Origin of the sequence: Streptomyces maremycinicus, from assembly GCF_001184025.1 — a bacterium.
In the GTDB taxonomy this organism is placed as follows: Bacteria; Actinomycetota; Actinomycetes; order Streptomycetales; family Streptomycetaceae; genus Streptomyces; species Streptomyces maremycinicus.
In genome coordinates, this window is sequence record NZ_BBYG01000020.1 from 92532 (window position 1) to 116447 (window position 23916).

23 protein-coding genes and 1 pseudogene are annotated in these 23916 nt (G+C 70.4%); 12 read left to right on the top strand and 12 right to left on the bottom strand.

What is annotated here, in order from left to right:
- Positions 1-14: 14 nt before the first annotated feature.
- From AOQ37_RS30910 to AOQ37_RS30935, 6 genes are all read right to left on the bottom strand, one after another.
- Positions 15-752, bottom strand: coding sequence for a TerD family protein (locus AOQ37_RS30910; RefSeq protein ID WP_062649180.1), 738 nt, complete (start codon positions 750-752; stop codon positions 15-17).
- A 100-nt stretch (positions 753-852) separates the two neighbouring features.
- Positions 853-1998 carry a DUF475 domain-containing protein gene (locus AOQ37_RS30915; RefSeq protein ID WP_062649182.1) on the bottom strand — a complete coding sequence of 382 codons (1146 nt, stop codon included), beginning with the start codon at positions 1996-1998 and terminating at the stop codon, positions 853-855.
- Between the two features lie 74 nt (positions 1999-2072).
- Complete coding sequence (locus AOQ37_RS30920; RefSeq protein ID WP_062649184.1) at positions 2073-2648, bottom strand: TerD family protein; 576 nt, start codon at positions 2646-2648, stop codon at positions 2073-2075.
- Between the two features lie 120 nt (positions 2649-2768).
- Positions 2769-3344: a TerD family protein gene (locus tag AOQ37_RS30925; RefSeq protein WP_062649187.1), complete on the bottom strand. Its 576-nt coding sequence runs from the start codon at positions 3342-3344 to the stop codon at positions 2769-2771.
- Positions 3345-3456: 112 nt separating this feature from the next.
- Positions 3457-3915, bottom strand: coding sequence for a peroxiredoxin (locus AOQ37_RS30930; RefSeq protein ID WP_062649189.1), 459 nt, complete (start codon positions 3913-3915; stop codon positions 3457-3459).
- Between the two features lie 150 nt (positions 3916-4065).
- Entirely contained in the window at positions 4066-4503 is a 438-nt protein-coding gene (locus AOQ37_RS30935; protein ID WP_020126915.1) for a DUF3052 domain-containing protein, read from the bottom strand.
- A gap of 416 nt (positions 4504-4919) precedes the next feature.
- On the opposite strand from AOQ37_RS30935, the gene aceE reads away from it, so the two are divergent.
- Together aceE and AOQ37_RS30945 are read left to right on the top strand one after the other, a co-directional pair.
- Positions 4920-7667: a pyruvate dehydrogenase (acetyl-transferring), homodimeric type gene (gene aceE / locus AOQ37_RS30940; protein ID WP_062649191.1), complete on the top strand. Its 2748-nt coding sequence runs from the start codon at positions 4920-4922 to the stop codon at positions 7665-7667.
- Positions 7668-7776: 109 nt separating this feature from the next.
- Positions 7777-8499 (top strand): annotated as a pseudogene (locus AOQ37_RS30945) (potassium channel family protein); the annotation flags it as partial.
- Positions 8500-8580: 81 nt separating this feature from the next.
- Here the strand turns inward: AOQ37_RS30945 and AOQ37_RS41515 are convergent.
- Together AOQ37_RS41515 and AOQ37_RS30950 are read right to left on the bottom strand one after the other, a co-directional pair.
- Entirely contained in the window at positions 8581-8886 is a 306-nt protein-coding gene (locus tag AOQ37_RS41515) for a small hydrophobic protein (RefSeq protein WP_078890432.1), read from the bottom strand.
- Positions 8887-9133: 247 nt separating this feature from the next.
- The gene (locus tag AOQ37_RS30950) at positions 9134-10753 is read right to left on the bottom strand and encodes an MFS transporter (protein ID WP_062649193.1); all 1620 of its coding nucleotides are present in this window, start codon (positions 10751-10753) and stop codon (positions 9134-9136) included.
- 67 nt (positions 10754-10820) lie between these two features.
- Here AOQ37_RS30950 and AOQ37_RS30955 point away from each other — a divergent pair, with 67 nt between their 5' ends.
- The 3 genes from AOQ37_RS30955 (at position 10821) to AOQ37_RS30965 (ending at position 13732) form a co-directional block, all read left to right on the top strand.
- Positions 10821-11447, top strand: coding sequence for a TetR family transcriptional regulator (locus AOQ37_RS30955; protein ID WP_062649195.1), 627 nt, complete (start codon positions 10821-10823; stop codon positions 11445-11447).
- Between the two features lie 139 nt (positions 11448-11586).
- A complete protein-coding gene (locus AOQ37_RS30960; RefSeq protein WP_062649197.1) occupies positions 11587-12804 on the top strand; it encodes an alpha/beta hydrolase in 1218 nt (405 codons plus the stop codon).
- A gap of 58 nt (positions 12805-12862) precedes the next feature.
- Entirely contained in the window at positions 12863-13732 is an 870-nt protein-coding gene (locus tag AOQ37_RS30965) for a DUF4429 domain-containing protein (RefSeq protein ID WP_062649199.1), read from the top strand.
- 46 nt (positions 13733-13778) lie between these two features.
- Here the strand turns inward: AOQ37_RS30965 and AOQ37_RS30970 are convergent, their stop codons facing one another.
- Entirely contained in the window at positions 13779-14795 is a 1017-nt protein-coding gene (locus AOQ37_RS30970) for an aldo/keto reductase (RefSeq protein ID WP_062649201.1), read from the bottom strand.
- Entirely contained in the window at positions 14792-15286 is a 495-nt protein-coding gene (locus AOQ37_RS30975; protein ID WP_062649203.1) for a MerR family transcriptional regulator, read from the bottom strand. Before AOQ37_RS30975 ends, AOQ37_RS30970 begins: the two co-directional genes overlap by 4 nt.
- 193 nt (positions 15287-15479) lie before the next feature.
- Here AOQ37_RS30975 and AOQ37_RS30980 point away from each other — a divergent pair, with 193 nt between their 5' ends.
- A complete protein-coding gene (locus AOQ37_RS30980; RefSeq protein ID WP_062649205.1) occupies positions 15480-16310 on the top strand; it encodes a serine hydrolase domain-containing protein in 831 nt (276 codons plus the stop codon).
- 122 nt (positions 16311-16432) lie between these two features.
- Here AOQ37_RS30980 and AOQ37_RS30985 read toward each other — a convergent pair whose 3' ends face one another.
- Positions 16433-17083 carry a pirin family protein gene (locus tag AOQ37_RS30985; RefSeq protein ID WP_107085343.1) on the bottom strand — a complete coding sequence of 217 codons (651 nt, stop codon included), beginning with the start codon at positions 17081-17083 and terminating at the stop codon, positions 16433-16435.
- 105 nt (positions 17084-17188) lie between these two features.
- Here AOQ37_RS30985 and AOQ37_RS30990 point away from each other — a divergent pair, with 105 nt between their 5' ends.
- From AOQ37_RS30990 to fabF, 5 genes are all read left to right on the top strand, one after another.
- The gene (locus tag AOQ37_RS30990) at positions 17189-18394 is read left to right on the top strand and encodes a PucR family transcriptional regulator (RefSeq protein ID WP_062649209.1); all 1206 of its coding nucleotides are present in this window, start codon (positions 17189-17191) and stop codon (positions 18392-18394) included.
- 89 nt (positions 18395-18483) lie between these two features.
- Positions 18484-19401, top strand: a complete 918-nt coding sequence (locus AOQ37_RS30995; protein WP_062649212.1) for an ACP S-malonyltransferase — start codon at positions 18484-18486, stop codon at positions 19399-19401.
- 9 nt (positions 19402-19410) lie between these two features.
- The gene (locus AOQ37_RS31000) at positions 19411-20412 is read left to right on the top strand and encodes a ketoacyl-ACP synthase III (RefSeq protein ID WP_062649214.1); all 1002 of its coding nucleotides are present in this window, start codon (positions 19411-19413) and stop codon (positions 20410-20412) included.
- 81 nt (positions 20413-20493) lie between these two features.
- Positions 20494-20742, top strand: a complete 249-nt coding sequence (locus AOQ37_RS31005) for an acyl carrier protein (protein ID WP_020126931.1) — start codon at positions 20494-20496, stop codon at positions 20740-20742.
- A gap of 80 nt (positions 20743-20822) precedes the next feature.
- Positions 20823-22103 carry a beta-ketoacyl-ACP synthase II gene (gene fabF, locus AOQ37_RS31010; protein WP_062649216.1) on the top strand — a complete coding sequence of 427 codons (1281 nt, stop codon included), beginning with the start codon at positions 20823-20825 and terminating at the stop codon, positions 22101-22103.
- Positions 22104-22251: 148 nt separating this feature from the next.
- Here the strand turns inward: fabF and AOQ37_RS31015 are convergent, their stop codons facing one another.
- Positions 22252-22746 carry a DUF3145 domain-containing protein gene (locus tag AOQ37_RS31015; protein ID WP_054238125.1) on the bottom strand — a complete coding sequence of 165 codons (495 nt, stop codon included), beginning with the start codon at positions 22744-22746 and terminating at the stop codon, positions 22252-22254.
- Between the two features lie 262 nt (positions 22747-23008).
- On the opposite strand from AOQ37_RS31015, the gene AOQ37_RS31020 reads away from it, so the two are divergent.
- Positions 23009-23911, top strand: a complete 903-nt coding sequence (locus AOQ37_RS31020) for an SGNH/GDSL hydrolase family protein (RefSeq protein ID WP_062649218.1) — start codon at positions 23009-23011, stop codon at positions 23909-23911.
- The last annotated feature ends 5 nt before the right edge of the window (positions 23912-23916 follow it).

Consider the following 23916-nt stretch of genomic DNA (forward strand, 5'->3'; position numbering starts at 1 on the left):
GTGCCGCCGGGGCGCTACTTCTCGGCCTTCGTCTTGTAGCCCCGGCCCCAGGACAGGCCCCAGCCGTACAGGCGGTCCAGCTCCGCCTGGAAGCCGTAGACGAACCGCACCTCGCGCCGCACCATCAGCTCGTTCTTCACGTTCTCGATCATCACCACGGCGCAGGACCGGGCCTGCGGATGCCGTTCGTCGAGGCCTATCTCGATCCGCGGCCCGTTGCTCGGGTAGAGCGTGACGATCGCGTGCGTGCGGTCGAACGCCGGCGTCTGGTCGTAGATGTAGACGAAGACCAGCAGCCGCTTGATCTGTTCCCGGTGGTCGAGGTTGACGTACATCGTCTCGCCGGACGCCGACCCGAACCGGTCGTCCCCGCTCAGCTTCACGTACGGCGCCGCGTTGACGTCCCCCAGCAGGCCGCCGAGCGGCTGCACGACCCCCTTCGTGCCGTCGGCCAGCTCGTACAGGCAGCCGAGGTCGAGGTCGACGTTCACCATGCTCTGGCTGTGTCCGATGACCTCCGGCGGCCGCAGCGCCTTGAAGGGGTGCCGCAGCAGGCTCTCCCGCTGCGGTCCGCCGATGTCGGACGTCCGCATCCGCCAGGTCAGGTTGACGCGCAGGTTGCCGGTCGCGGCGCCCTGCTTGGTCAGGGAGACCTGGGAATGCCGCTTGGTCAGTTCGATCGCGTTGGTGGCCGCGTTGCCCGAGTCGAAGTCCGCCGCCCGGCTGCCCAGGAGCCCGTCGAAGATGCCCATTCCCGCCCCCACGTCCGCTGATGAAAACCGGCGGGGCGGCCGGTGGAGGACTCGTCCTCACCGGCCGCCCCGCCCAGAGCGTTCCTCGCTCCCCAGGTGATCACACCCCGGACGAGACCTCAGTCTTCTCGTCCGAGCCCTGGGCTCCCTCGGCCGCCGCCAGCGCGCGGTTGCGGCGGACGGAGGACAGGAAGGACCAGCCGATCAGGACGACACCGACCAGGCCGGTGATGACCTCGTTGATCTGGTACTGGATGGTGATCATGAGGATCACGGCGAGGGCGCCGATCGCGTAGTGGGCGCCGTGCTCCAGGTAGACGTAGTCGTCGAGGGTGCCCTGGCGGACCAGGTACACGGTCAGCGATCGGACGTACATGGCGCCGATGCCCAGGCCCAGCGCCATCAGCACGATGTCGTTGGTGATGGCGAAGGCGCCGATGACGCCGTCGAAGGAGAAGGACGCGTCGAGGACCTCGAGGTAGAGGAACATGAAGAACGCGGCCTTGCCGGCCAGGACGACGGGCGAGCGCTGCTTGCCGGTGCGCGCGGCCTCTTCCTCCGCCTCGTGCTCGCGTTCCTCTTCCTCCTCGAGCTTGTCCTCGAAGTAGCCGGAGAGACCGCCGACGACCATGTACGTGATCAGACCGGCGATACCGGAGATCAGCACCGTCTGCGCCTTGTCGACGTGCGCGCCGCCGTGCTGGTGGGCGTGGGTCGCGAAGGTGAAGGCAGTGATCAGCAGGACGATCAGCGCGATGCAGACCGACAGCATGTCGACCTTGCCGAGCTTGGAGAGCGGGCGCTCGATCCAGCGCAGCCACTGGATGTCACGGTCCTCGAAGATGAAGTCCAGGAAGATCATCAGCAGGAACATGCCACCGAACGCGGCGATCGACGGGTGAGCGTCGGTGACCAGCTGCTGGTACTGGTCCTTGTCGTTGAGCGCGAGGTCGACGGCGTCGATCGGGCCGATCTTGGCACTGATGGCGACGATCACGACGGGGAAGACCAGGCGCATGCCGAAGACGGCGATCAGCACACCGATGGTGAGGAAGATCTTCTGCCAGAAGGCACTCATCTTCTTCAGGATCCCGGCGTTGACCACCGCGTTGTCGAAGGACAGCGAGATCTCCAGGACGGAGAGGATCGCCACGATGCCGAAGGCCTCCCACCCCCCGTAGAAGACCGCTGCGACCAGGCCGAGCGCGGTGACCGCGAACGACCAGCCGAAGGTTTTCAGAAGCACTGGCTACCCAATCGTGTCTGGGGGTCCCCCCAAGCGAAGCTTGGGGGTGGATCTCCCCCACGCCGTACTCGGTTTTACGAAACGTTGACTCCGAAGTCTAGAGCGATGCCCCGCAGCCCCGACGCGTACCCCTGCCCCACCGCACGGAACTTCCATTCGCCCTGGTATCGATAGAGCTCACCGAAGATCATCGCGGTCTCCGTGCTGGCGTCCTCGCTCAGGTCGTAGCGGGCGAGCTCCTGGCCGTCGGCCTGGTTCACCACCCGGATGAACGCGTTGGAGACCTGACCGAAGGTCTGTCCCCGCTCGTCCGCCATGTGGATCGAGACCGGGAAGACGATCTTGTCGCACTGGGGCGGCACCTTGGAGAGGTCCACGAGCAGCGACTCGTCGTCGCCGTCGCCCTCACCGGTGAGGTTGTCGCCGGTGTGCTCCACCGAGCCGTCCGGACTCTTGAGCTGGTTGTAGAAGACGAACCACTCGTCCCCCATCACCCGCCCGCTGGTGCACAGCAGCGCGCTGGCGTCGAGGTCGAAGGGGGCTCCGGTGGTGGAGCGCGCGTCCCAGCCGAGTCCGATCATCACCTGAGTGAGGTTCGGCGCGGCCTTGGACAGGGAGACATTGCCTCCCTTGGCGAGCGTGACGCCCATGATTGCTGGTCCTCCCCTAGGTGGTGCTCAGGTGCTTCCTCTTCGGTTGTCCTGCACGTCCGGCGCCGCCCGTAAACGGTGCGGCGCCGGACGGTCGGACCTTCCGGCCCCGCGGACGACTCAGACGTTGACGCCGAAGTCCTGCGCGATACCGCGCAGGCCCGACGCGTAGCCCTGGCCGATGGCACGGAACTTCCACTCCGCGCCGTGCCGGTACAGCTCGCCGAAGACCATCGCGGTCTCGGTGGACGCGTCCTCGCTGAGGTCGTAACGGGCGATCTCTGCGCCGCCGGCCTGGTTCACGACGCGGATGAACGCGTTGCGGACCTGACCGAAGGACTGCTGCCGGTTCTCCGCGTCGTAGATCGACACGGGGAAGACGATCTTGTCGACGTCGGCCGGGACCCCGGCGAGGTTGACCTTGATCGCCTCGTCGTCGCCCTCGCCCTCGCCGGTGGTGTTGTCACCGGTGTGCTCGACCGAGCCGTCGGGGCTCTTCAGGTTGTTGAAGAAGACGAAGTTCGCGTCACTGGCGACCTTGCCGGCGCTGTTCACCAGCAGCGCGCTGGCGTCCAGGTCGAAGTCGGTGCCGGTCGTGGTGCGGACGTCCCACCCCAGACCGACGATGACCGCGGTCAGGCCCGGGGCCTCCTTGGTCAGCGATACGTTGCCGCCCTTGCTGAGGCTGACTCCCACAAGTCCTCCATTGGTGTCCTGGGGCGGGGAGCCCCTGGTGCGTCGGATATCGGATCAACGAGTCGATCCTAGTGACGGGTTCCCGCCCCACGCAGGCCCTGGCGCCGAAGAATCACAGGGTGTCGAGGGCGGCGACGTACTCGCCGAGGTCACGGGCGTCCGGCAGCGCGTTGACGACGGTCCAGCGCACCAGGCCCTCCTTGTCGATGACGAAGGTGCCGCGCACCGCGCAGCCCTTGTCCTCGGCGAAGACGCCGTAGGCACGGCTGACCTCGCCGTGCGGCCAGAAGTCGCTGAGCAGCGGGTACTCCAGGTCCTCCTGCTCGGCGAAGACGCGCAGGGTGTGGATGGAGTCGTTGGAGACCGCGAGCACCTGGGTGTCACGGTCGGCGAACTTCGGCAGGTTGTCGCGCACCTCGCACAGCTCTCCGGTGCACACGCCGGTGAAGGCGAAGGGGTAGAAGAGCAGGACGACGTTCTTGCTCCCCCGGAAGTCGGAGAGCTTCACGGCACGGCCGTGGTTGTCCTTGAGCTCGAAGTCGGGGGCCTTGTCGCCGACCTGGATCGCCATCGCGTGGATGTCCCTTCGGGGTGGGGCTGTCTGGGTGGTTCCACCCTACGCAGCGACCGCCGAAAGGCCGCCGGACGGGCCGGGCACCAAGGCCCGTCCCGTCCGGCGTCACATCACTTCACGGCACTTCCGGACGTCACTCCCTGGACGTCACTTCTTGGACTTCGCGGCCTTGGGCGTCACCAGCCGGCTGCCACTCCAGTCCTTGCCGACGCTGACGCTCTTGCTGGCCGACAGACCCGCAGTCGTCGAGGCTTCGGAGATGTCGCTCGGCTCCACGTATCCCGTACGGCCGGTCTTCGGCGTCAGGAGGAGGATCGACCCGCCTTCTTCGATGTACGTGGTGGCGTCCACCAGCGCATCCGTCAGGTCTCCGTCATCGTCGCGGAACCAGAGCACCACGGCGTCGGCGACGTCGTCGTAGTCCTCGTCCACCAGATCGCTGCCGATGACTTCCTCAATGGACTCGCGGAGCTCCTGGTCGACGTCGTCGTCGTAGCCGATCTCCTGGACCACCTGCTCGGGCTGGAAACCCAGCCTGACGGCAGGGCTGGTCCGCTCCTCCGCGTGGTCCGCGGTCGCGCTCACGGGTTGCCTCCTGATCATGTTTTGGGGAATAACTCAGCCACGCGCGTGCGCGAAGCATTGGCCGTAGTCCACACGGGCGGGACGGATCGCGCAAGTACCCGGCGGTTCGGACCGCCGAAACGGTGACGATCCTGGCCGTGTCGACGCAACTCCAGGCACGCGATTCGGACGGATGGTGACGTACACCACACCTATCTGCCCTGTTTGCGTATTTGAGAACCATCCAAGGGTACGAGATTCGAACGAGTGCCGGTTACCTCGGGGTAGAGATGACGTTTGCGGCCCCTAGGTACACGATGGGGGCGGTGCAGGCACCGGATACGCAGCGAGACACCCCGCGAGGCACCCGCGAGGCATGTACGAGGCACGTACGAGAAACACCGTCCCACACAGCCCTCTGACAGGTAAGGAACAGCGTGGCTTCCGGATCCGATCGCAACCCGATCATCATTGGCGGCCTTCCGAGTCAGGTTCCTGACTTCGACCCCGAGGAAACGCAGGAGTGGCTCGACTCCCTCGACGCCGCGATCGACGAGCGCGGCCGGGAGCGGGCCCGCTATCTGATGCTCCGGCTGATCGAACGGGCCCGCGAGAAGCGCGTGGCCGTGCCCGAGATGCGCAGCACGGACTACGTCAACACGATCCCCACCAGGGCCGAGCCCTTCTTCCCGGGCAACGAGGAGATCGAGCGCCGGATCCTGAACGCGACCCGCTGGAACGCGGCCGTGATGGTGTCCAGGGCCCAGCGGCCGGGCATCGGGGTGGGCGGTCACATCGCCACCTTCGCCTCCTCCGCGTCGCTCTACGACGTCGGCTTCAACCACTTCTTCCGGGGCAAGGACGAGGGCGACGGCGGCGACCAGGTCTTCTTCCAGGGCCACGCCTCCCCGGGCATCTACGCGCGCGCGTTCCTGCTCGACCGGCTGAGCGAGCAGAACCTGGACGCGTTCCGCCAGGAGAAGTCGAAGGCCCCGGACGGGCTGTCCTCGTACCCGCACCCGCGGCTGATGCCGGACTTCTGGGAGTTCCCGACCGTGTCGATGGGTCTCGGCCCGATCGGCGCGATCTACCAGGCGCGGATGAACCGGTACATGCACGCGCGCGGGATCGCCGACACGTCGAAGTCGCACGTGTGGGCGTTCCTCGGCGACGGCGAGATGGACGAGCCGGAGTCGCTCGGCCAGCTGACCATCGCCGCCCGTGAGGGCCTCGACAACCTGACCTTCGTCGTCAACTGCAACCTCCAGCGCCTCGACGGCCCGGTGCGCGGCAACGGCAAGGTCATCCAGGAGCTGGAGTCGGTCTTCCGGGGCGCCGGCTGGAACGTGATCAAGCTGATCTGGGACCGCTCCTGGGACCCGCTGCTCGCCCAGGACCGCGACGGCACCCTCGTCAACCGGATGAACACGACGCCGGACGGCCAGTACCAGACCTACGCCACCGAGTCGGGCGCCTACATCCGCGACCACTTCTTCGGCGACGACCAGCGGCTGCGCGCGATGGTCGAGGGCATGACCGACGACCAGATCCTGCACCTGGGCCGCGGCGGTCACGACCACCGGAAGATCTACGCGGCGTTCAAGGCGGCCGTGGAGCACAGCGGCCAGCCGACGGTCATCCTCGCCAAGACGGTCAAGGGCTGGACGCTGGGGCCGAACTTCGAGGGCCGCAACGCCACGCACCAGATGAAGAAGCTGACGGTGGCCGACCTCAAGGGCTTCCGCGACCGGCTGCACCTGCCGATCTCCGACAAGGAGCTGGAGGGCGGCCTCCCGCCGTACTTCCACCCCGGGCGGAACTCGGAGGAGATCCAGTACATGCACGACCGCCGCAAGGGTCTCGGCGGGTATGTGCCGACCCGTGTGGTGCGCTCGAAGCCGCTCGCCCTGCCGGACGACAAGGCGTACGCGAGTGTGAAGAAGGGCTCGGGCCAGCAGTCCATCGCCACGACCATGGCCTTTGTGCGGCTCCTCAAGGACCTCATGCGGGACAAGGAGCTCGGCAAGCGCTTCGTACTGATCGCGCCGGACGAGTACCGCACCTTCGGCATGGACTCCTTCTTCCCGAGTGCGAAGATCTACAACCCGCTCGGTCAGCAGTACGAGGCGGTGGACCGTGATCTGCTGCTCGCCTACAAGGAGTCGCCGACCGGGCAGATGCTGCACGACGGCATCTCGGAGGCCGGCTGTACGGCGTCCCTGATCGCGGCGGGCTCGGCGTACGCCACGCACGGCGAGCCGCTGATCCCGGTCTACGTCTTCTACTCGATGTTCGGTTTCCAGCGCACCGGCGACCAGTTCTGGCAGATGTCGGACCAGCTGGCGCGCGGTTTCGTGCTGGGCGCGACCGCCGGCCGTACGACCCTGACCGGTGAGGGTCTCCAGCACGCGGACGGCCACTCCCAGCTGCTCGCCTCGACGAACCCGGGCTGTGTGGCCTATGACCCGGCGTTCGGCTTCGAGATCGCGCACATCGTGCGGGACGGTCTGCGCAGGATGTACGGCAGTTCCACCGAGCACCCGCACGGCGAGGACGTCTTCTTCTACCTGACCGTCTACAACGAGCCGATCCAGCACCCGGCCGAGCCGGACGGCGTGGACGTCGAGGGCATCCTCAAGGGCGTGTACCGCTTCAGCGAGGGCACCTCGGGTTCGATCCCGGCACAGATCCTCGCCTCCGGTGTGGCCGTCCCGTGGGCGGTCGAGGCGCAGAAGATCCTCGCCGAGGACTGGAACGTCAAGGCGGACGTCTGGTCGGCGACCTCCTGGAACGAACTGCGGCGCGAGGCCGTCGAGGTCGAGCGGCACAACCTGCTGCACCCGGAGGAGGAGCAGCGGGTGCCGTACGTGACGCGCAAGCTGGCCGGGGCCGAGGGGCCGTTCGTGGCCGTCTCGGACTGGATGCGGTCGGTGCCCGACCAGATCGCGCGCTGGGTGCCGGGCACGTACCAGTCGCTCGGCGCGGACGGCTTCGGCTTCGCGGACACCCGGGGAGCGGCTCGCCGGTTCTTCCACATCGACGCCCAGTCGATCGCCGTGGGGGTGCTGACCGAGCTGGCGAAGGAGGGCAAGGTCGACCGGTCGCTGCTGAAGCAGGCCATCGACCGCTACCAGCTGCTGGACGTGTCGGCGGCGGACCCGGGGGCGGCCGGAGGCGACGCGTAGCCGCTCCGCCGGCGGGCCGGTGGGCGTCCGCGGGTCGTCGGGGGCCGGCCGTCCGGTCCCCGCGCCCCTGACGGGACTCACCGGCCCCCCGTTTCCCTACGATGCGGGCATGCAAGAACAATCGGCGCAGAGCCGGTGGGAGCTCTGGACCCAACGGCCGCTGCTGGCCCTCGCGGTGGTGTTCGCCGTCGCCTACGCCGTACCGATCGTGGACACCTCGGCCGACCACACGCTGACCACGGCCTGCACCGCGGTCGAGTGGGTGGTGTGGGGGGCGTTCGCCGCGGACTACGTGGTCCGGCTGGCGCTGGCGTCCGACCGGCGGCGGTTCGTGCGGACGCACTGGCTGGACCTGTGCGCGGTGGTGCTGCCGCTGGCGCAGCAGCTCAAGCTGCTGCGGCTGGTCTCGACGCTGCTGCTGGTGGGGCGGCGGGCGCGGATGGCCTCGCAGATCCGGATGACGACGTACGTCGTGGGGGCGGTCGTCGGGCTGCTGATGTTCGGCTCGCTCGCCGTGCTGTCGGTGGAGCGGGGGTCGCCCGACGGGAACATCCGCACGCTGGGTGACGCCCTGTGGTGGTCGTTCACGACGATGACGACCGTGGGATACGGCGACCACGCGCCGACCACCGGACTGGGGCGGATCATCGCCGTCGGGCTGATGCTCTCCGGGATCGCCCTGCTCGGTGTCGTGACCGCGAACATCGCCGCGTGGTTCATCGCCCGGTTCGACAAGGACGACATCGAGGAACGCGCTCAGACGGAGGCGATCCTGGCCCTGACGCTGGAGGTGCGGGCGCTGCGGGCGGAGGTGGCGGCGCTGCGGGACAGTCCCGACGAAGCGCCGCCCTCCGGCCGCCCGCCCGTGTCGGCCGACCGTCCGGCCCGCTGGGCCGGGAGCCGGCTGCCGGTGCTAGAGAAGCCCGTTGCCCGTGCCGGCGGCGCCCGCCAGCCAGATGACCGCCAGCAGGGTGTCGATCGCGCCGAGGGCGACGGCGACCAGGGCCGGTACCGGACGGGAACCCGCCCAGCTGCGGCCCATGGCCAGCCAGCCGCAGACGATCGCCGCCGGGCCGAGGACGATCCCCAGCGCGAAGAATCCGGCGACCGCGCAGACGAGGCCGACGATGCCGAGCGTCGCGCGATCCGGCCCGGTCCGTGACCCCATGCGGCCACGTGAGCGGGGGTACCTGCGCGTGCCGTTTCCGAAGCCGGCCATCGAACAACTCCCTCGATTCCGGGGATGTGTTGTTGTTCGGGTACCCGCGACACGCGGAACATTCCCCGCAGTTGCCGGGCTGTCGGCGCGCTGTCCCCCTCCGGCAGCGCGCCGCGGCCCTGGCCGCCCTCCCATCCGGAGGGCTTGACTAACTGTGACCTGCGACGCGTGCCGGAGGCGAGGAACCTTTAGCGTTGTCACCCTGATAGGGGAAACTCGTTGAGATTCCGTCAGGGTTGAGGTCCTGTCAGATATGCCCCACGCCCGCGCCCGCCTCCGCGTTCTCGCCCCGCTTGGTGAGCAGCGCGACGAACACGGCGACGACCGCCACCCCGGCGGCGACCAGCGAGGCGAGGCTCATCCCGGAGATGAACGTGTCGTGGGCGACGTCCGTGATCTTCGCGGCGATCGCCTCCGGGGTGCCCTTCGCGACCGGGGCCACGCCGACCTGGACGGCCTCGGAGGCCTGGTCCAGCTGGGCGGGGGTGAGTTCGGGCAGACCCGCGCCCTTCCAGTTGGCGGGCAGGTCACCGTCGACCTTGGAGGCCATCACGGCACCCAGCACGGCCGTACCGAGGCTGCCGCCGATCTGCATGGCCGCCTGCTGGAGACCGCCCGCGACGCCGGACAGCTCCATGGGGGCGTTGCCGACGATGACCTCCGTCGCGCCGACCATGACCGGGGCGAGACCGAAGCCCAGCAGGGCGAACCAGACGGACATGAGACCGCTGCTCGTGTCCGTCTCCAGCGTGGACATGCCGTACATGGCGATCGCGGTGGCGGCCATACCGCCCGCCAGCGGGATGCGCGGGCCCAGCTTGGTGATCGCCGCGCCCGCGAGCGGGGAGCCGACGATCATCATGCCGGTCAGCGGGAGCAGGTGCAGGCCCGCGTCTATCGGGCTCATACCGTGCACGTTCTGGAGGTAGAACGTCACGAAGAACAGGCCGCCCATGAAGGCGATCGCCATCAGGACCATGAGGACCACGCCCGCCGACAGCGGGACGGAACGGAACAGCGCCAGCGGGATGAGCGGCTCCCTGACCTTCGTCTCCCAGAAGGCGAAGGCCACGAAGAGCACCGCGGAGCCGACCAGGAAGGCCCAGGTCGCGCCGTCGGCCCAGCCCCAGGTCGGCGCCTTGATCAGAGCCCAGACCAGACAGAACATCGCGCCCGAGAGCAGGGCGATGCCGAGGAGGTCGAAGGAGCGCGGGGCGTTCTCCGCGCGGTGGTCGAGCAGGATCACCACGCCCATGACGAGGGCGAGGGCGCCGACCGGCACGTTGATGAAGAACACCGACTGCCAGTTGACGTGCTCGACGAGGACACCGCCGAGGATCGGGCCGCCGGCGGTGGACGCGCCGATGACCATGCCCCACAGGCCGATGGCCATGTTGAGCTTCTCGGCCGGGAAGGTCGCGCGCAGCAGACCGAGCGCGGCCGGCATCAGCAGGGCGCCGAACAGGCCCTGGAGCGCCCGGAAGGCCACGACCGCGCCGATGCTGCCGGACAGGCCGATCGCGCCGGAGGCGGCCGCGAAGCCGACGACGCCTATCAGGAAGGTCTGGCGGTGGCCGAAGCGGTCACCGAGCTTGCCCGCGGTGATCAGGGAGACCGCGAGGGCGAGGAAGTAGGCGTTGGTGATCCACTGGACCTCGGCGAAGGTGGCACCCAGGTCGCTGGCGATCGCCGGGTTGGCGATGGCCACGATGGTGCCGTCGAGGGCCACCATCATGACGCCGACGGCGACGGTGATGAGGGTGAACCACGGGTGGCCGCGCAGCCCCTTGGCGGGCGGCCCGTCCGACGGGTCTGCCGGTGCCTTGCCGCCCGGTCCGGTCGCGTCGATGGTGGTCTGACTGGTCATGCGTTCGAGGTTAGTGACAGCCACTGACAATTGACAATCGAGTTCATAAGCCGGTAACTGACACTCCATGGAGACTCTGCGTGAGCGCAAGAAGCAGCGCACCCGGGACGCGCTGTTGCGCGCCGCGGTGGAGCTGTTCACCTCGCGGGGGTACGAGCGGACCACCGTCGACGAGATCGCCGCAGCCGTCGACGTCTCGCAGCGCACCTTCTTCCGCTACTTCGCCGGGAAGGACGAGGCCGCGCTCGCGCTGGTGGAGATGACGGTGGAACGGTTCGTCGAGGCGGTGCGCGCCCGTCCGCCGCACGAGCCGCCGATGGAGGCGCTGCGCCAGGCGGTGCTGGACGGCTGGGACTCCATCAACGAGGTCGTCGAGTCCGTCGTGCCCGTGGAGCGGTATCTGCGGATGTACCGGGTGATCGAGTCGACGCCGGTGCTGCTCGCCGCGCATCTGCGGCGCTCGGTGGAGGTGGAGGAGGACCTCGCCCGGGTGGTCGCCGAGCGCGAGGGGCTCGACCTGGACGCCGATCCGCGGCCGCGGCTGGCGGTGGCCGTGTTCAGCGGGGTGATGCGGGCCACGGAACGTCAGTGGTCCACGGACCCGGACTTCGGCCTGGACAGGATCCGCGCCCTCACGTCCCTGTATCTCGACGGGGTGGGCCCGGCCCTGCTGGGGGACTGGCGCGGGGCCTGACGACGCGGCAGCGGGGCGAGGGCGGCGTGCCGGACATAGAGACGTAAAGGGCTCTATGACCCGTCCCACGCCCGTCGAAACGTGATCCCCGTCACTTGGGTCACCCGAGACCCTCTCGTTCTCCTAGTGTGTCCTTTCAGTGACTTCCTTCGACACCTCCCCGCAACTCAACGTCTGGCGCGCATTGGCCGCCCTGGCCGTGGTGTTCGTGATGCTGGCGACCACCGGCTGGACGGCGCTGCGCCATCAGCGGGAGACCACCGCCCTCCAGACCTCGCGCTCGGAGTGGGAGCACGGCCGGCTGGCCGGACACCGGTTGCCGGACCCCGACTCCGCCCCCGCCCGGCTCGCCCGCTTCTTCGCCTCGCTGAGCGCCCCGCAGCGGGCCGCGCTCGCGCAGGACTACCCGCTCGCGGTGGGCAACATGAACGGCGCCCCCGCCGAGCTGCGCTACCGCGCCAACCGGGTGGCGCTGCTCCAGCAGATCCGGCTCGAGCGCGCCCGCATGCACGACGACCGGCTCACCCCCTCGGGACAGCAACTGGCCGGCCGGCGCATGCACCGCTACGAGTCGATGAGCACCGCCGACCGGCAGATCCTCGCCTTCGACCCGGACGGCTCCGGCCGGGTGGCCGAGGTGTTCGGCAGTCTGGACCGGGCCGAGCGGATCTCCGTCGTCGTCCCCGGCGTCGACACCGACCTGCTCACCTTCCAGCGCACGAACCGCAAGTACTCGGCGCCGGTCGGCATGGCCCAGGCCCTGTGGTCGGCCGAGCGGGAGGCGAGCCCCTCGACGCCCACGGCCGTGATCGCCTGGGCCGACTACACCTCGCCCGACGGTCTCGGCATCGACTCGGCCACCGCGATGCGCGCCGAGAGCGGCGCCGTCCGGCTGAACGCCCTGCTGAACGCCCTGCCGGGCAGCGCCCCGGTCTCGATGTTCTGCCACAGCTACGGCTCGGTGGTCTGCGGGGTCGCCGCGCACGCGATGCCGGACCGGGTGGCCGACATCGCGGTGGCGGGCAGCCCCGGGATGCGGGTGGAGAACGCCGCCCAGCTGGACACCGACGCCCGGGTGTGGGCGATGCGGGACGCCGACGACTGGGTGCAGGACGTACCGCACCTGGAGGTCGGCGGTCTCGGGCACGGCGAGGATCCGATGGCGCGGGAGTTCGGCGCACGGGTGCTGTCGGCACGCGAGGCCAAGGGTCACGGCGGCTACTTCGAACCGGGTACGGACAGCCTGCGCAACTTCGCCGAGATCGGCACTGGCGCGTACCACTCGGTGGAGTGCGCCCACGATGCTGCCGCCTGCACGGCGGGTTTGTCCGATACGACACAGGCCGGACGCGCGTAGAGACGCAGGAATTGCGGCGCGCGCGGGGAGGGGACGAAGAATGGGTGTCCCGCATACGATGAGCCGCATGGGTGACGTACTGGCCGGATTTCATGCCGCCTGGGAGTTCGATTCCGACTCCGTCCTCATCCGCTACGAACGGGGGCTGCGCACGCCCAAGCTGCTGTCGGCACTGGGTGAGCGCCGGATTCCGCTGGCAGCCATCGGTCGGGTGACCCTGACCGCGGGCAAGCGCGGGACGGTCGTGCTCCAGGCGGAGCCGAGGCCGGGGGCCGATCCGTTGATGGAGGCGGCCGCGGGACAGCTGAAGGAAGGGTGCGACCCGTACCGGCTGGTGCTGCCCGCCGAACGGGAGACGCTCGCCGAGTACTACGCCGACGAGCTGCGGGAGCGGCTGACCGACTCCGGGCCGACGGAACGGTTCCTCGTGGACGCGCCCGAGGCGCCGCTGTCGTTCAAGGCCTACGACGGCAAGGCCTCGTTCGACGGGCGCACGGTGCGGTTCCGGTGGTTCTGGACGGGCGCGTCGTCGGCGAAGTGGAAGGCGGGCGACCAGAGTTTCGCCGTCTCCGCGCTGAGCGGGGTCGAGTGGCGGTCGCCCGAGGTGTTCGAGGGGCATCTGCGGCTGCTGCGCGGCGAGGCCGCCCCGGCCCAGGCCGACCAGGACCCGGCGACCGTCGTCTTCGGGCTGGGCTACGGGCCGGTGCACGAGTCGCTGCCGTTCGCGGCGGCCGTGCTGGCGGCGGTCCGCGGACGCGGATCCTCGGCGGCGGTCCAGCCGGCGGCCGTCCCGGCGGTGGCCGCGCCGCGCCGGGACCCCGCCGACATCGCCGAGCGGATCCGGCACCTCGGGGAGCTGCACCTGGCCGGGCTGGTCACCGACGAGGAGTTCTCCGCCAAGAAGGCCGAGCTGCTCGCCGAGCTCTAGACCGGAGACGGCCGGGGCCCGGTCCGCACGGACCGGGCCCCGGGGCTCATTCGCGGCCGGCGGAGGTGAACGCCATGTCCGGGTAGCGGTCGCCCGCGACCCTGCCCGCGATCGGCTCCAACGACGCCAGTTCCTGCGGCGTCAGTTCGACGGCCGTGGCCGCCGCGTTCTCCTCGACCCGGCCGGGCTTGCGGGTGCCCGGGATCGGGACCACCGTCAGGCCGTGCGTCCGGGACCGCTGCTGGACCCAGGCCAGGGCGATCTGGCCGGGGGTCGCCCCGCGGGCCGCGGCGATCGCGCGGACGGGCTCCAGGAGCGCCCCGTTGGCGGCGGCGTTGTCGCCGGTGAACCGGGGCTGCTGACGGCGGAAGTCGTCGGCGGTGAGGTCCTGGTCGGCGTCGGCGAAGGAACCGGTGAGGAAGCCCCGGCCGAGCGGGGAGTACGCGACCAGGGTCACGCCCAGTTCACGGGCCGCCGGAACCACCTGGGCCTCGATGTCACGGCTGAACAGCGACCACTCCGACTGCACCGCGGCGATGGGGTGGACCTCGTGGGCCGCGCGCAGTTCGGCTGCCGTCACCTCGCTCAGGCCCAGCTGCCGGACCTTGCCCTCGCGCACCAGTTCGGCCATCACGGCGGCGGTGTCCTCGATCGGCACGTTCACATCGCGCCGGTGCATGTAGTAGAGGTCGATGACGTCGACGTCCAGCCGCCTCAGGCTCGCCTCGACGGACGCGCGGATGTACGGGGCGTCGTTGCGGATGATCCGCCGGGTCGGGTCGTCCGGCGGGACCGCCAGCGCGAACTTGGTCGCGATCACGACCTCGTCGCGGTGGGCCTTGAAGAACGGGGAGAGGAACCGCTCGTTCTCCCCCGCGCCGTACGCGTCCGCCGTGTCGAACATCGTGACGCCGAGCTCCAGGGCGCGCTCCAGGGTGGCCCGGGACTCCTTCGCGTCCGCGGGACCGTAGGCGAAGCTCATGCCCATGCAGCCGAGGCCCTGGACGCCGATCGCGGGGCCCTGCCCGCCGAGTCGCGCCGTCGGGATCCTGGGGTCGGTCATCGGGCGGTCCCTTCCGCTTCGTGGTGCCGGTCGCCGGTGGCGCCCGCGTAGAACGTGATCTTCCGGTCGAGCACCGCGAGGGTGTCCTGGAGTTCGGCGATCCGGGCCCGGACGTCCCGCCGGGTCGCCTCCAGCAGCTCGTACCGCTCGCGGAACGTGCTCTCGCCCTCCCGCACCAGCTCGGCGTACCGCACCATGTCGGCGACCGGCATGCCGGTCAGCCGCAGCTTCCCGACGAGGTCGAGCCAGTCCAGGTCACGGTTGCTGTAGCGACGCTGGCCGGTGTGCGAGCGGTCGATGTGGGACATCAGCCCGATCCGCTCGTACCAGCGCAGAGTGTGGGCGGTGAGGCCGGTGAAGGCGACGACCTCGCTGATCGTGTAACTGTCCTGTCCGTCCGGACGGGGGTGCCGCGGGGGTGGCGCGGCGCAGACGTCCGGAGGGTTCGGGGTTTGCTCGATGGTCACGGACGTGGTCTGGAGCACCGTCATGACCTCCACGCTATGGCCTTGGAGTGCGCTCCAAGCAAGCGGAATCGGTAAGAAACCCGGGAGCCGCGGCTCGATCACGCCGGTCGGCGTGCGGGCCCCGGGTCTCGTGGCGCCGCGCCCCGCCGCGGGAAGCGGCTGTCCGAGCCGGACCCCTCGGCGGAGCCGCCGCTCCGGGACGCTTAGGCTCGACGGCATGTCGCTGAAGAGCCTCGCGCTGATCGAGAACTGGCCGGTTCCCTCCGCCTCGGCGGGGGTGGTCCGGGCCGACGGTGCCGACGGTACGGTCCTGGGGACCCATGGCCCGGCCGGCCGGCGTTTCCCGCTGGCCTCGGTCACCAAGCCGCTCGCCGCGTACGCCGCCCTCGTCGCGTACGAGGAGGGGGCGATCGAGCTGGACGAACCGGCCGGGCCGCCCGGGTCCACGGTCCGTCATCTCCTCGCGCACACCTCCGGGCTGGCTTTCGACGAGCACCGGGTGACGGCGCCTCCCGGCGAGCGGCGGCTGTACTCCAACGCCGGGTTCGAGCAGCTCGGCGACCATCTGGCGAAGGCGACGGAGATCCCGTTCGCGGAGTATCTGCGGCAGGCGGTGCTGGAGCCGCTGGGGATGACCGGTACCTCCCTGGAGGGCTCCCCGGCGAAGGACGGCGTCTCGACGGTCGAGGACCTGCTGCGGTTCGCGGCGGAGGTCCAGGCGCCCCGGCTGCTGGACCCGCGGACGGTGGCGGCGGCGATGACCGTGCAGTACCCGGGGACGAAGGGCGTGCTGCCGGGGTACGGGCACCGCAACCCCAACGACTGGGGGCTCGGGTTCGAGATCCGCGACTCCAAGTCGCCGCACTGGACCGGGACTTCCTCCTCGCCACGGACCTTCGGGCACTTCGGGCAGTCCGGTACGTTCCTGTGGGTCGATCCCGAGGCGGGCCTCGCCGGGGTCGCCCTGACGGACCGGGCGTTCGGACCGTGGGCGATCGAGGCGTGGCCCGTGTTCACGGACGCGGTGCTGGCGGAGGCCCGGGGCTGACCTCCCGGCCCCGGACCGAGGACGCCGAAAACGCCGAGGACACCGGGAACCGGAGCAGCACAGAACCCGGAGCAGCACAGGACCCGGAACGAGACGGGATCCGGAACCACACGGGACCCGTATCAGCAGAAGACCCAGATCAGCAGTTCCGTGTCGGTCACGCCCACCGCCTCCACGTCCTCTGCGTCCGTGATGCGCGCCGCGTCCCCCGGCGCCAACTCCTCGCCGTGCACCCGGGCTTCGCCGCGCACGACGTGGACGTAGACGTGCGGCGCGTCCGGCACCGCCGTGCGCTCCCCCGCGCCCAGACGCCGTACGTGCAGCATCGCGCCCGCCTCGGGGACGGCGTACGGGGTGGAGTCGGCGATCCCGCGGACCGTCTCGTAGGACGGGTCGCCGCCGGGGTCGAGGGGGGCCAGCCACATCTGGACGAAGGCCAGGGGCACCCCGGCGTCGTTGCGTTCCACGTGCCGTACGCCGCCCGCGGAACTGAGCCGCTGCACGTCCCCCGGGCGGATCACGCTCTCGTGGCCGGCCGAGTCACGGTGGGTGAGCTCGCCCTCGATCACCCAGGTCACGATCTCGGTGTGGCTGTGGGGATGTTCGTCGAAGGCGGCGCCGGGCGCGAGCCGCTCCTCGTTGCAGGCGATCAGCGGGCCGAAGCGGAGGTTGCCGGGGTCGTAGTGGGAGCCGAAGGAGAAAGCGTGCCGGGTGTCGATCCCGGCGGCCGGGTCCCCGCCTCGGTAGCGCTCGTCGGCGCGCCGTACGTCCATCACGCGTCCACGGTAGACCCGCGTCCGCCCGGGCGATGACCGCGCGCCGCCCCCGCCCGCGACCCGGCGGCGCACGCCCCCGTCCCGATAAGGCAGTCTTGTCCCGTGCCCGAACCCGAAACCAGTCACCCCGATCCCGCGGCGCACGCCGTCCACCCCCACCCCGCGACCCTGAAGCGGCTGGAGAAGTCCTCCGGAAGTCTCGCCGCCCAGGCCATCGCGCGGATGGACGAGACACTGTCGTGGTACCGGGCGATGCCCCCGGAGAACCGTTCCTGGATCGGGCTGGTCGCCCAGGCGGGCATCGCCGCCTTCACCGAGTGGTTCCGGCACCCCGACGCCCCGCAGGCCATCTCCACGGATGTGTTCGGGACCGCGCCGCGTGAGCTGACCCGGGCCATCACGCTGCGTCAGACCGTCGAGATGGTGCGCACCACGATCGAGGTCATGGAGTCCGCGATCGACGAGGTGGCGGCCCCCGGCGACGAGAACGTGCTGCGGGAGGCGCTCCTGGTGTACGCCCGCGAGATCGCCTTCGCCACCGCCCAGGTCTACGCCCAGGCCGCCGAGGCACGCGGCGCCTGGGACGCCCGGCTGGAGTCGCTCGTCGTGAACGCCGTGCTGAGCGGTGAGGCCGACGAGGGGGCGGTGAGCCGCGCCGCCGCCCTGGGGTGGAACGCGCCCGAACATGTGTGCGTGGTCCTCGGGACGGCCCCCGAGGGGGACTCCGAGCTGACCGTCGAGGCGATCCGGCGGGCCGCGCGACACGCCAAGCTCCAGGTCCTCACCGGGGTGCTCGGTTCCCGACTGGTAGTGATCGCCGGTGGCAGCGACAACCCGCTCGCCGTCGCGAGGTCCCTGATCGGGCCGTTCGCCGCGGGACCCGTGGTGGCCGGACCCGTCGTACCCGACCTGCTCGCCGCCACCCGGTCCGCACAGGCCGCCGCGGCCGGGCTCAAGGCCGGTTCCGCCTGGCAGGACGCACCCCGGCCGGTGCTGGCGGACGATCTGCTGCCGGAGCGCGCTATCGCCGGTGATCCCGGTGCGCGTGAGCAGTTGGTGGAGGAGATCTACAGACCGCTCGAGGAGGCCGGATCGGCGCTCCTCGAGACGCTCGCCGTCTATCTCGAACAGGCGTCCAGCCTGGAAGGGGCCGCACGGATGCTCTTCGTTCATCCGAACACCGTGCGCTACCGGCTTCGACGTGTGACTGACGTCACCGGTTGGTCGCCTTCGGATGTACGCTCCGCGTTCACGCTCCGGATCGCGCTGATCCTGGGGCGCCTGGTCGACGGCGATCCCCAGACCTAGGCTTTTGTCGGGGCTCCACAAAACCCCCTGCCGTTCTTCGTCCCTGTCCCCACGGGCGGCTTCGGCCGTCCACAAGAGAGAGTGTGAGAGTGCTCGTACTCGTCGCTCCCGGCCAGGGCGCCCAGACGCCCGGCTTCCTGACCCCCTGGCTCGAACTCCCCGGTGCCGCCGCCCGCGTCGCCGCGTGGTCGGACGCCATCGGCCTGGACCTCGCCCACTACGGCACCCAGGCCGACGCGGACGAGATCCGTGACACCTCGGTGGCCCAGCCGCTGCTGGTGGCCGCCGGAATCCTGTCCGCGACCGCGCTCGGCGAGGTGACCCCCGGCGCCGTCGCCGGCCACAGCGTCGGTGAGATCACCGCCGCCACCTTCGCCGGAGTCCTCGACGACACCGCCGCGCTGACCCTCGTCCGCAAGCGCGGCCTGGCCATGGCCGACGCCGCCGCGATCACCGAGACCGGCATGTCCGCGCTGCTCGGCGGCGACCCCGAGGTCTCCGTCGCGCACCTGGAGAAGCTGGGGCTGACCCCGGCGAACATCAACGGCGCGGGCCAGATCGTCGCCGCGGGCACGCTCGAGCAGCTCGCCGCGCTGAACGAGGACAAGCCCGAGGGCGTCCGCAAGGTCGTCCCGCTGAAGGTCGCCGGTGCCTTCCACACGCGGCACATGGCCCCCGCCGTCGAGGCGCTCGCCAAGGCCGCCGTGGAACTCACGCCGGCCGACCCGAAGATCCGTTACGTCTCCAACCGCGACGGGCAGTCGGTCGCCACCGGCGCCGAGATCCTGGAGCGGCTGGTCGGCCAGGTCGCCAACCCGGTCCGCTGGGACCTGTGCATGGAGACCTTCAAGGAGCTCGGCGCGACCGCGCTGATCGAGGTCTCCCCCGGCGGCACGCTGGTCGGCCTCGCCAAGCGCGCCCTGCCCGGCGTGAAGACGCTGGCACTCAAGACCCCCGACGACCTCGACGCCGCTCGCGAGCTCATCGCCGAGCACGGCGTCGCCTGAGGAGCCCTGATGGCGAAGATCAAGCCCAGCAAGGGCTCCCCGTACGCACGGATCCTCGGCGTCGGCGGCTACCGGCCCGTCCGGGTCGTCCCCAACGAGGTGATCCTCGAGACGATCGACTCGTCCGACGAATGGATCCGCTCGCGCTCCGGCATCGAGACCCGGCACTGGGCGAACGCCGAGGAGACCGTCGCCGCCATGTCGGTCGAGGCGTCCGGCAAGGCGATCGCCGACGCCGGGATCACCGCCGGGCAGATCGGCGCGGTGGTCGTGTCGACCGTCTCGCACTTCAAGCAGACGCCGGCCGTCGCCACCGAGATCGCCGACAAGCTCGGCACGAACAAGGCCGCCGCCTTCGACATCTCGGCCGGCTGCGCGGGCTTCGGCTACGGCCTGACCCTCGCCAAGGGCATGGTGGTGGAAGGTTCCGCCGAGTACGTGCTCGTGATCGGCGTCGAGCGGCTGTCCGACCTGACCGACCTGGAGGACCGCGCGACGGCCTTCCTGTTCGGCGACGGCGCGGGCGCGGTCGTGGTCGGCCCGTCGAACGAGCCGGGGATCGGCCCGACGGTCTGGGGCTCCGAGGGCGACAAGTCGGAGACCATCAAGCAGACCGTGCCGTGGACGGACTACCGCGACGGCGAGGTCGCCAGGTTCCCCGCGATCACGCAGGAGGGCCAGGCGGTCTTCCGCTGGGCCGTCTTCGAGATGGCGAAGGTCGCCAAGGAGGCGCTGGACGCCGCCGGCATCACCGCCGACGAACTCGACGTCTTCATCCCGCACCAGGCCAACGAGCGGATCATCGACTCGATGGTGAAGACTCTCAAGCTGCCGGAGTCCGTCATGGTCGCCCGTGACGTGCGCACCACCGGCAACACCTCGGCCGCCTCGATCCCGCTCGCGATGGAGCGGCTCCTGGCGACCGGCGAGGCGAAGAGCGGCGACACCGCGCTCGTCATCGGATTCGGGGCGGGTCTCGTCTACGCCGCCACTGTCGTTACCCTCCCCTAGGCACTCCGTGCCGGATCAACCGGTCCGGTGCGGGACACACCCCATGCCACACCCTCTGGAATATCAAAGAAGGAGCGCCACATGGCCGCCACTCAGGAAGAGATCGTCGCCGGTCTCGCAGACATCGTGAACGAGATCGCCGGCATCCCGGTTGAGGACGTCCAGCTGGACAAGTCCTTCACCGACGACCTGGACGTCGACTCGCTGTCCATGGTCGAGGTCGTCGTCGCCGCCGAGGAGCGCTTCGAGGTCAAGATCCCGGACGAGGACGTCAAGAACCTCAAGACCGTCGGCGACGCGACGAACTACATCCTCAAGAACCAGGCCTGATCCATCGGCCCCCTGGGCTGAACTGCCCCGCCACCCGGCGGTGGCGCCGCTGAATCCTCGTAACGTTGGAGAAAGAATCCGTGAGCCCGACCAATCGCACCGTGGTCGTCACCGGTATCGGCGCAACCACACCGCTGGGTGGCGACGCAGCCTCTACCTGGGAGGGTCTGGTCGCCGGCAAGTCCGGTGTCAAGGTCCTGGAGCATGAGTGGGCGGCCGAGCAGGCCGTCCGCATCGCGGCCCGCGTCGCGGTGGAACCCCTCGAGGTCCTCCCGCGGCCGCAGGCCCGCAAGCTGGACCGCTCGGCGCAGTTCGCGCTGATCGCGGCCCAGGAAGCCTGGAAGGACGCCGGTTTCGCCGGCAAGGCCGGTGAGGACGGCAGCGAGGGCGACGTCGACCCGGACCGGCTCGGCGCGGTCATCGCCTCCGGCATCGGCGGCGTCACCACCCTGCTCGACCAGTACGACGTGCTGAAGGAGAAGGGCGTCCGCCGCGTCTCCCCGCACACCGTGCCCATGCTGATGCCGAACAGCCCGTCCGCCAACGTGGGCCTGCTCGTGGGCGCCCGCGCGGGCGTGCACACGCCGGTCTCGGCGTGCGCCTCGGGCGCGGAGGCCATCGGCTACGCCATCGAGATGATCCGGACGGGCCGCGCCGACATCGTGGTCGCCGGCGGTACGGAGGCGGCGATCCACCCGCTGCCCATCGCCGCGTTCGGCAACATGATGGCGATGTCCAAGAACAACGACGACCCGCAGGGCGCCTCGCGTCCCTACGACGTCGCCCGCGACGGTTTCGTCATGGGCGAGGGGGCCGGCGTGATCGTCCTGGAGTCCGCCGAGCACGCCGCGCAGCGCGGGGCCCGGGTGTACGCCGAGGCGGTCGGCCAGGGCATCTCCTCCGACGCCCACGACATCGTGCAGCCGGAGCCCGAGGGCCGCGGCATCGCCCACGCCCTCCAGAACCTGCTGGACAGCACCGACCTGAACCCGGCGGAGATCGTGCACGTCAACGCGCACGCCACCTCCACGCCGGCCGGTGACGTGGCCGAACTGAAGGCGCTGCGCAAGGTGTTCGGTGACGACACCGACCACATGGCGGTCTCCGCGACCAAGTCGATGACCGGTCATCTGCTGGGCGGCGCGGGCGGCGTGGAGTCCGTCGCGACGATCCTGGCGCTGTACCACCGGGTCGCTCCGCCGACGATCAACGTCGAGAACCTCGACCCCGAGGCCGAGGCCAACGCGGACATCGTGCGGGGCGAGGCGCGCAAGCTGCCCGTGGAGGGCCGTATCGCCGCCCTGAACGATTCGTTCGGGTTCGGTGGGCACAACGTGGTGCTGGCGTTCCGTACGGTCTGAGAAGCGCCGCTGCCGGTCTGAACGCCGATGGCCCGGCCCCCTCCGTGGGGGCCGGGCCATCGCCGTCAGGTGATCCGCTGTGTCCGCTGTCGGTCGGCCACGAGCCGGCGGGGGCCGGCCGGGCGGTCGCCCGCGCCCCCGGGCCGGCTCACACGACCTGGTGCAGCCAGCGCACCGGGGCGCCCTCGCCCGCGTATCTGAACGGTTCCAGTTCGTCGTCCCAGGGCTTGCCGAGGAGCTTGGAGAGTTCGGCCTCCAGGTCCGTCTCACCGCGCTGGCTGCGCAGCAGGGCGGCGCGCAACCGGTCCTCGGGGATGAGGATGTCGCCGTGGATGCCGGTGACGGCGTGGAAGATGCCCAGGTCGGGCGTGCAGCTGTAGCGCTCGCCCTCGGCGGTGGCGCAGGGCTCGGCGGTGACCTCGAAGCGCAGCAGGTGCCAGCCACGCAGCGCGGAGGCCAGTTTGGACGCCGTGCCGGCCTCGCCCTTCCAGGAGAACTCCGAGCGCCAGGTGCCGGGCGCGGCGGGCTGCCGGATCCAGTCGAGGTTGACGCGCGTGCCGAGCACCCCGGCGACGGCCCACTCGACGTGCGGGCACAGCGCGCGCGGCGCGGAGTGCACGTACAGAACTCCACGTGTCGTCACCGGGACCTCCGGGCAGAGCGGGACAGTCTTGCAGGCCGGCATGGCTGCGGTGGCAGGCAGCCGCGTTGATGGCGAGGCTACCGTGCGGCGGCGAAAGGAGTGTGACGTACCGTCGGTCCCAGTGCCGTGAAACCTCCGCCATTCACTCGGCAGGACGCCTGTACGGGCGTGAGGCGTTCCATCTTGTGGGTGTGATTCGCCGGGAACTCCCGTGCGTTGTCCTAGGGGGGCGTTGTTCGAGAAGCGAGGGGAACACCAGCGGATGCGGAAACGGAAGCGGCACGCGCGGGCCGTGCTCGCGGGCACGACGGCGGCCGTCCTGGGCCTGGCCGGCTGTGACGCGCTGGGGGGCGGCGACGGTGGGAGTTCCCCGGGCGCCCGGCCCCGGCAGGTGAAGCCGTCGCCGTCGCCGACCCCGTTGTGGGACTCCAGCCCGTCCTCGGTGGCGGCGGTGGGCGACTCCATCACGCGCGGCTTCGACGCGTGTACGGTGCTCGCGGACTGCCCCGAGGTTTCCTGGGCGACCGGCGCCAGCGCGGAGGTGAACAGCCTCGCCGTCCGGCTGCTGGGCGCCGCGAAGGCGGCCACGCACAGCTGGAACTACGCGGCGACCGGGGCCCGGATGGCGGACGTGCCGGCCCAGATGACCCAGGCGGCGGCCGAGAAACCCCAGTTGGTGACGGTGATGGCGGGGGCGAACGACGCGTGCCGGGAGTCGACGGCGGCGATGACGTCGGTGGCCGACTTCCGCGCGGAGTTCCAGGACGCGCTGAGCACGCTGCGCCGGGCGCTGCCGAAGACACAGGTGTACGTGGCGAGCGTGCCGAACCTGAAGCGGCTGTGGTCGCAGGGGCGGACGAACGTCCTGGGCAAGCAGGTGTGGAAGCTGGGCCTGTGCCCGTCGATGCTGGGTGACGCGGACGCGCTGGACCCGGCGGCGACGACGCGGCGGGACACCGTGCAGAAGCGGGTGGAGGACTACAACTCGGTGCTGGCGGAGGTGTGCGCGAAGGACCTGCGCTGCCGGTTCGACGGCGGGGCGGTGTACGACTTCAGGTTCGGCACCGACCAGTTGAGCCACTGGGACTGGTTCCATCCGAGCAAGGACGGCCAGGCGCGGCTCGCTGAGCTGGCCTATCGGGGGGTCACCGCGCAGGACTCGTGATTTAG

Bases quoted from the DNA above. Each gene is read 5' to 3' on its own strand.
- AOQ37_RS30910 (WP_062649180.1), bottom strand. From the start codon at position 752: ATGGGCATCTTCGACGGGCTCCTGGGCAGCCGGGCGGCGGACTTCGAC.
- AOQ37_RS30920 (WP_062649184.1), bottom strand. From the start codon at position 2,648: ATGGGCGTCACGCTCGCCAAGGGAGGCAATGTCTCCCTGTCCAAGGCC.
- AOQ37_RS30930 (WP_062649189.1), bottom strand. From the start codon at position 3,915: ATGGCGATCCAGGTCGGCGACAAGGCCCCCGACTTCGAGCTCAAGGAC.
- AOQ37_RS41515 (WP_078890432.1), bottom strand. From the start codon at position 8,886: ATGGCCGGCTTCGGAAACGGCACGCGCAGGTACCCCCGCTCACGTGGC.
- AOQ37_RS30950 (WP_062649193.1), bottom strand. From the start codon at position 10,753: ATGACCAGTCAGACCACCATCGACGCGACCGGACCGGGCGGCAAGGCA.
- AOQ37_RS30955 (WP_062649195.1), top strand. From the start codon at position 10,821: ATGGAGACTCTGCGTGAGCGCAAGAAGCAGCGCACCCGGGACGCGCTG.
- AOQ37_RS30965 (WP_062649199.1), top strand. From the start codon at position 12,863: ATGAGCCGCATGGGTGACGTACTGGCCGGATTTCATGCCGCCTGGGAG.
- AOQ37_RS30970 (WP_062649201.1), bottom strand. From the start codon at position 14,795: ATGACCGACCCCAGGATCCCGACGGCGCGACTCGGCGGGCAGGGCCCC.
- AOQ37_RS30975 (WP_062649203.1), bottom strand. From the start codon at position 15,286: ATGACGGTGCTCCAGACCACGTCCGTGACCATCGAGCAAACCCCGAAC.
- AOQ37_RS30980 (WP_062649205.1), top strand. From the start codon at position 15,480: ATGTCGCTGAAGAGCCTCGCGCTGATCGAGAACTGGCCGGTTCCCTCC.
- AOQ37_RS30985 (WP_107085343.1), bottom strand. From the start codon at position 17,083: ATGGACGTACGGCGCGCCGACGAGCGCTACCGAGGCGGGGACCCGGCC.
- AOQ37_RS31000 (WP_062649214.1), top strand. From the start codon at position 19,411: ATGGCGAAGATCAAGCCCAGCAAGGGCTCCCCGTACGCACGGATCCTC.
- AOQ37_RS31005 (WP_020126931.1), top strand. From the start codon at position 20,494: ATGGCCGCCACTCAGGAAGAGATCGTCGCCGGTCTCGCAGACATCGTG.
- AOQ37_RS31020 (WP_062649218.1), top strand. From the start codon at position 23,009: ATGCGGAAACGGAAGCGGCACGCGCGGGCCGTGCTCGCGGGCACGACG.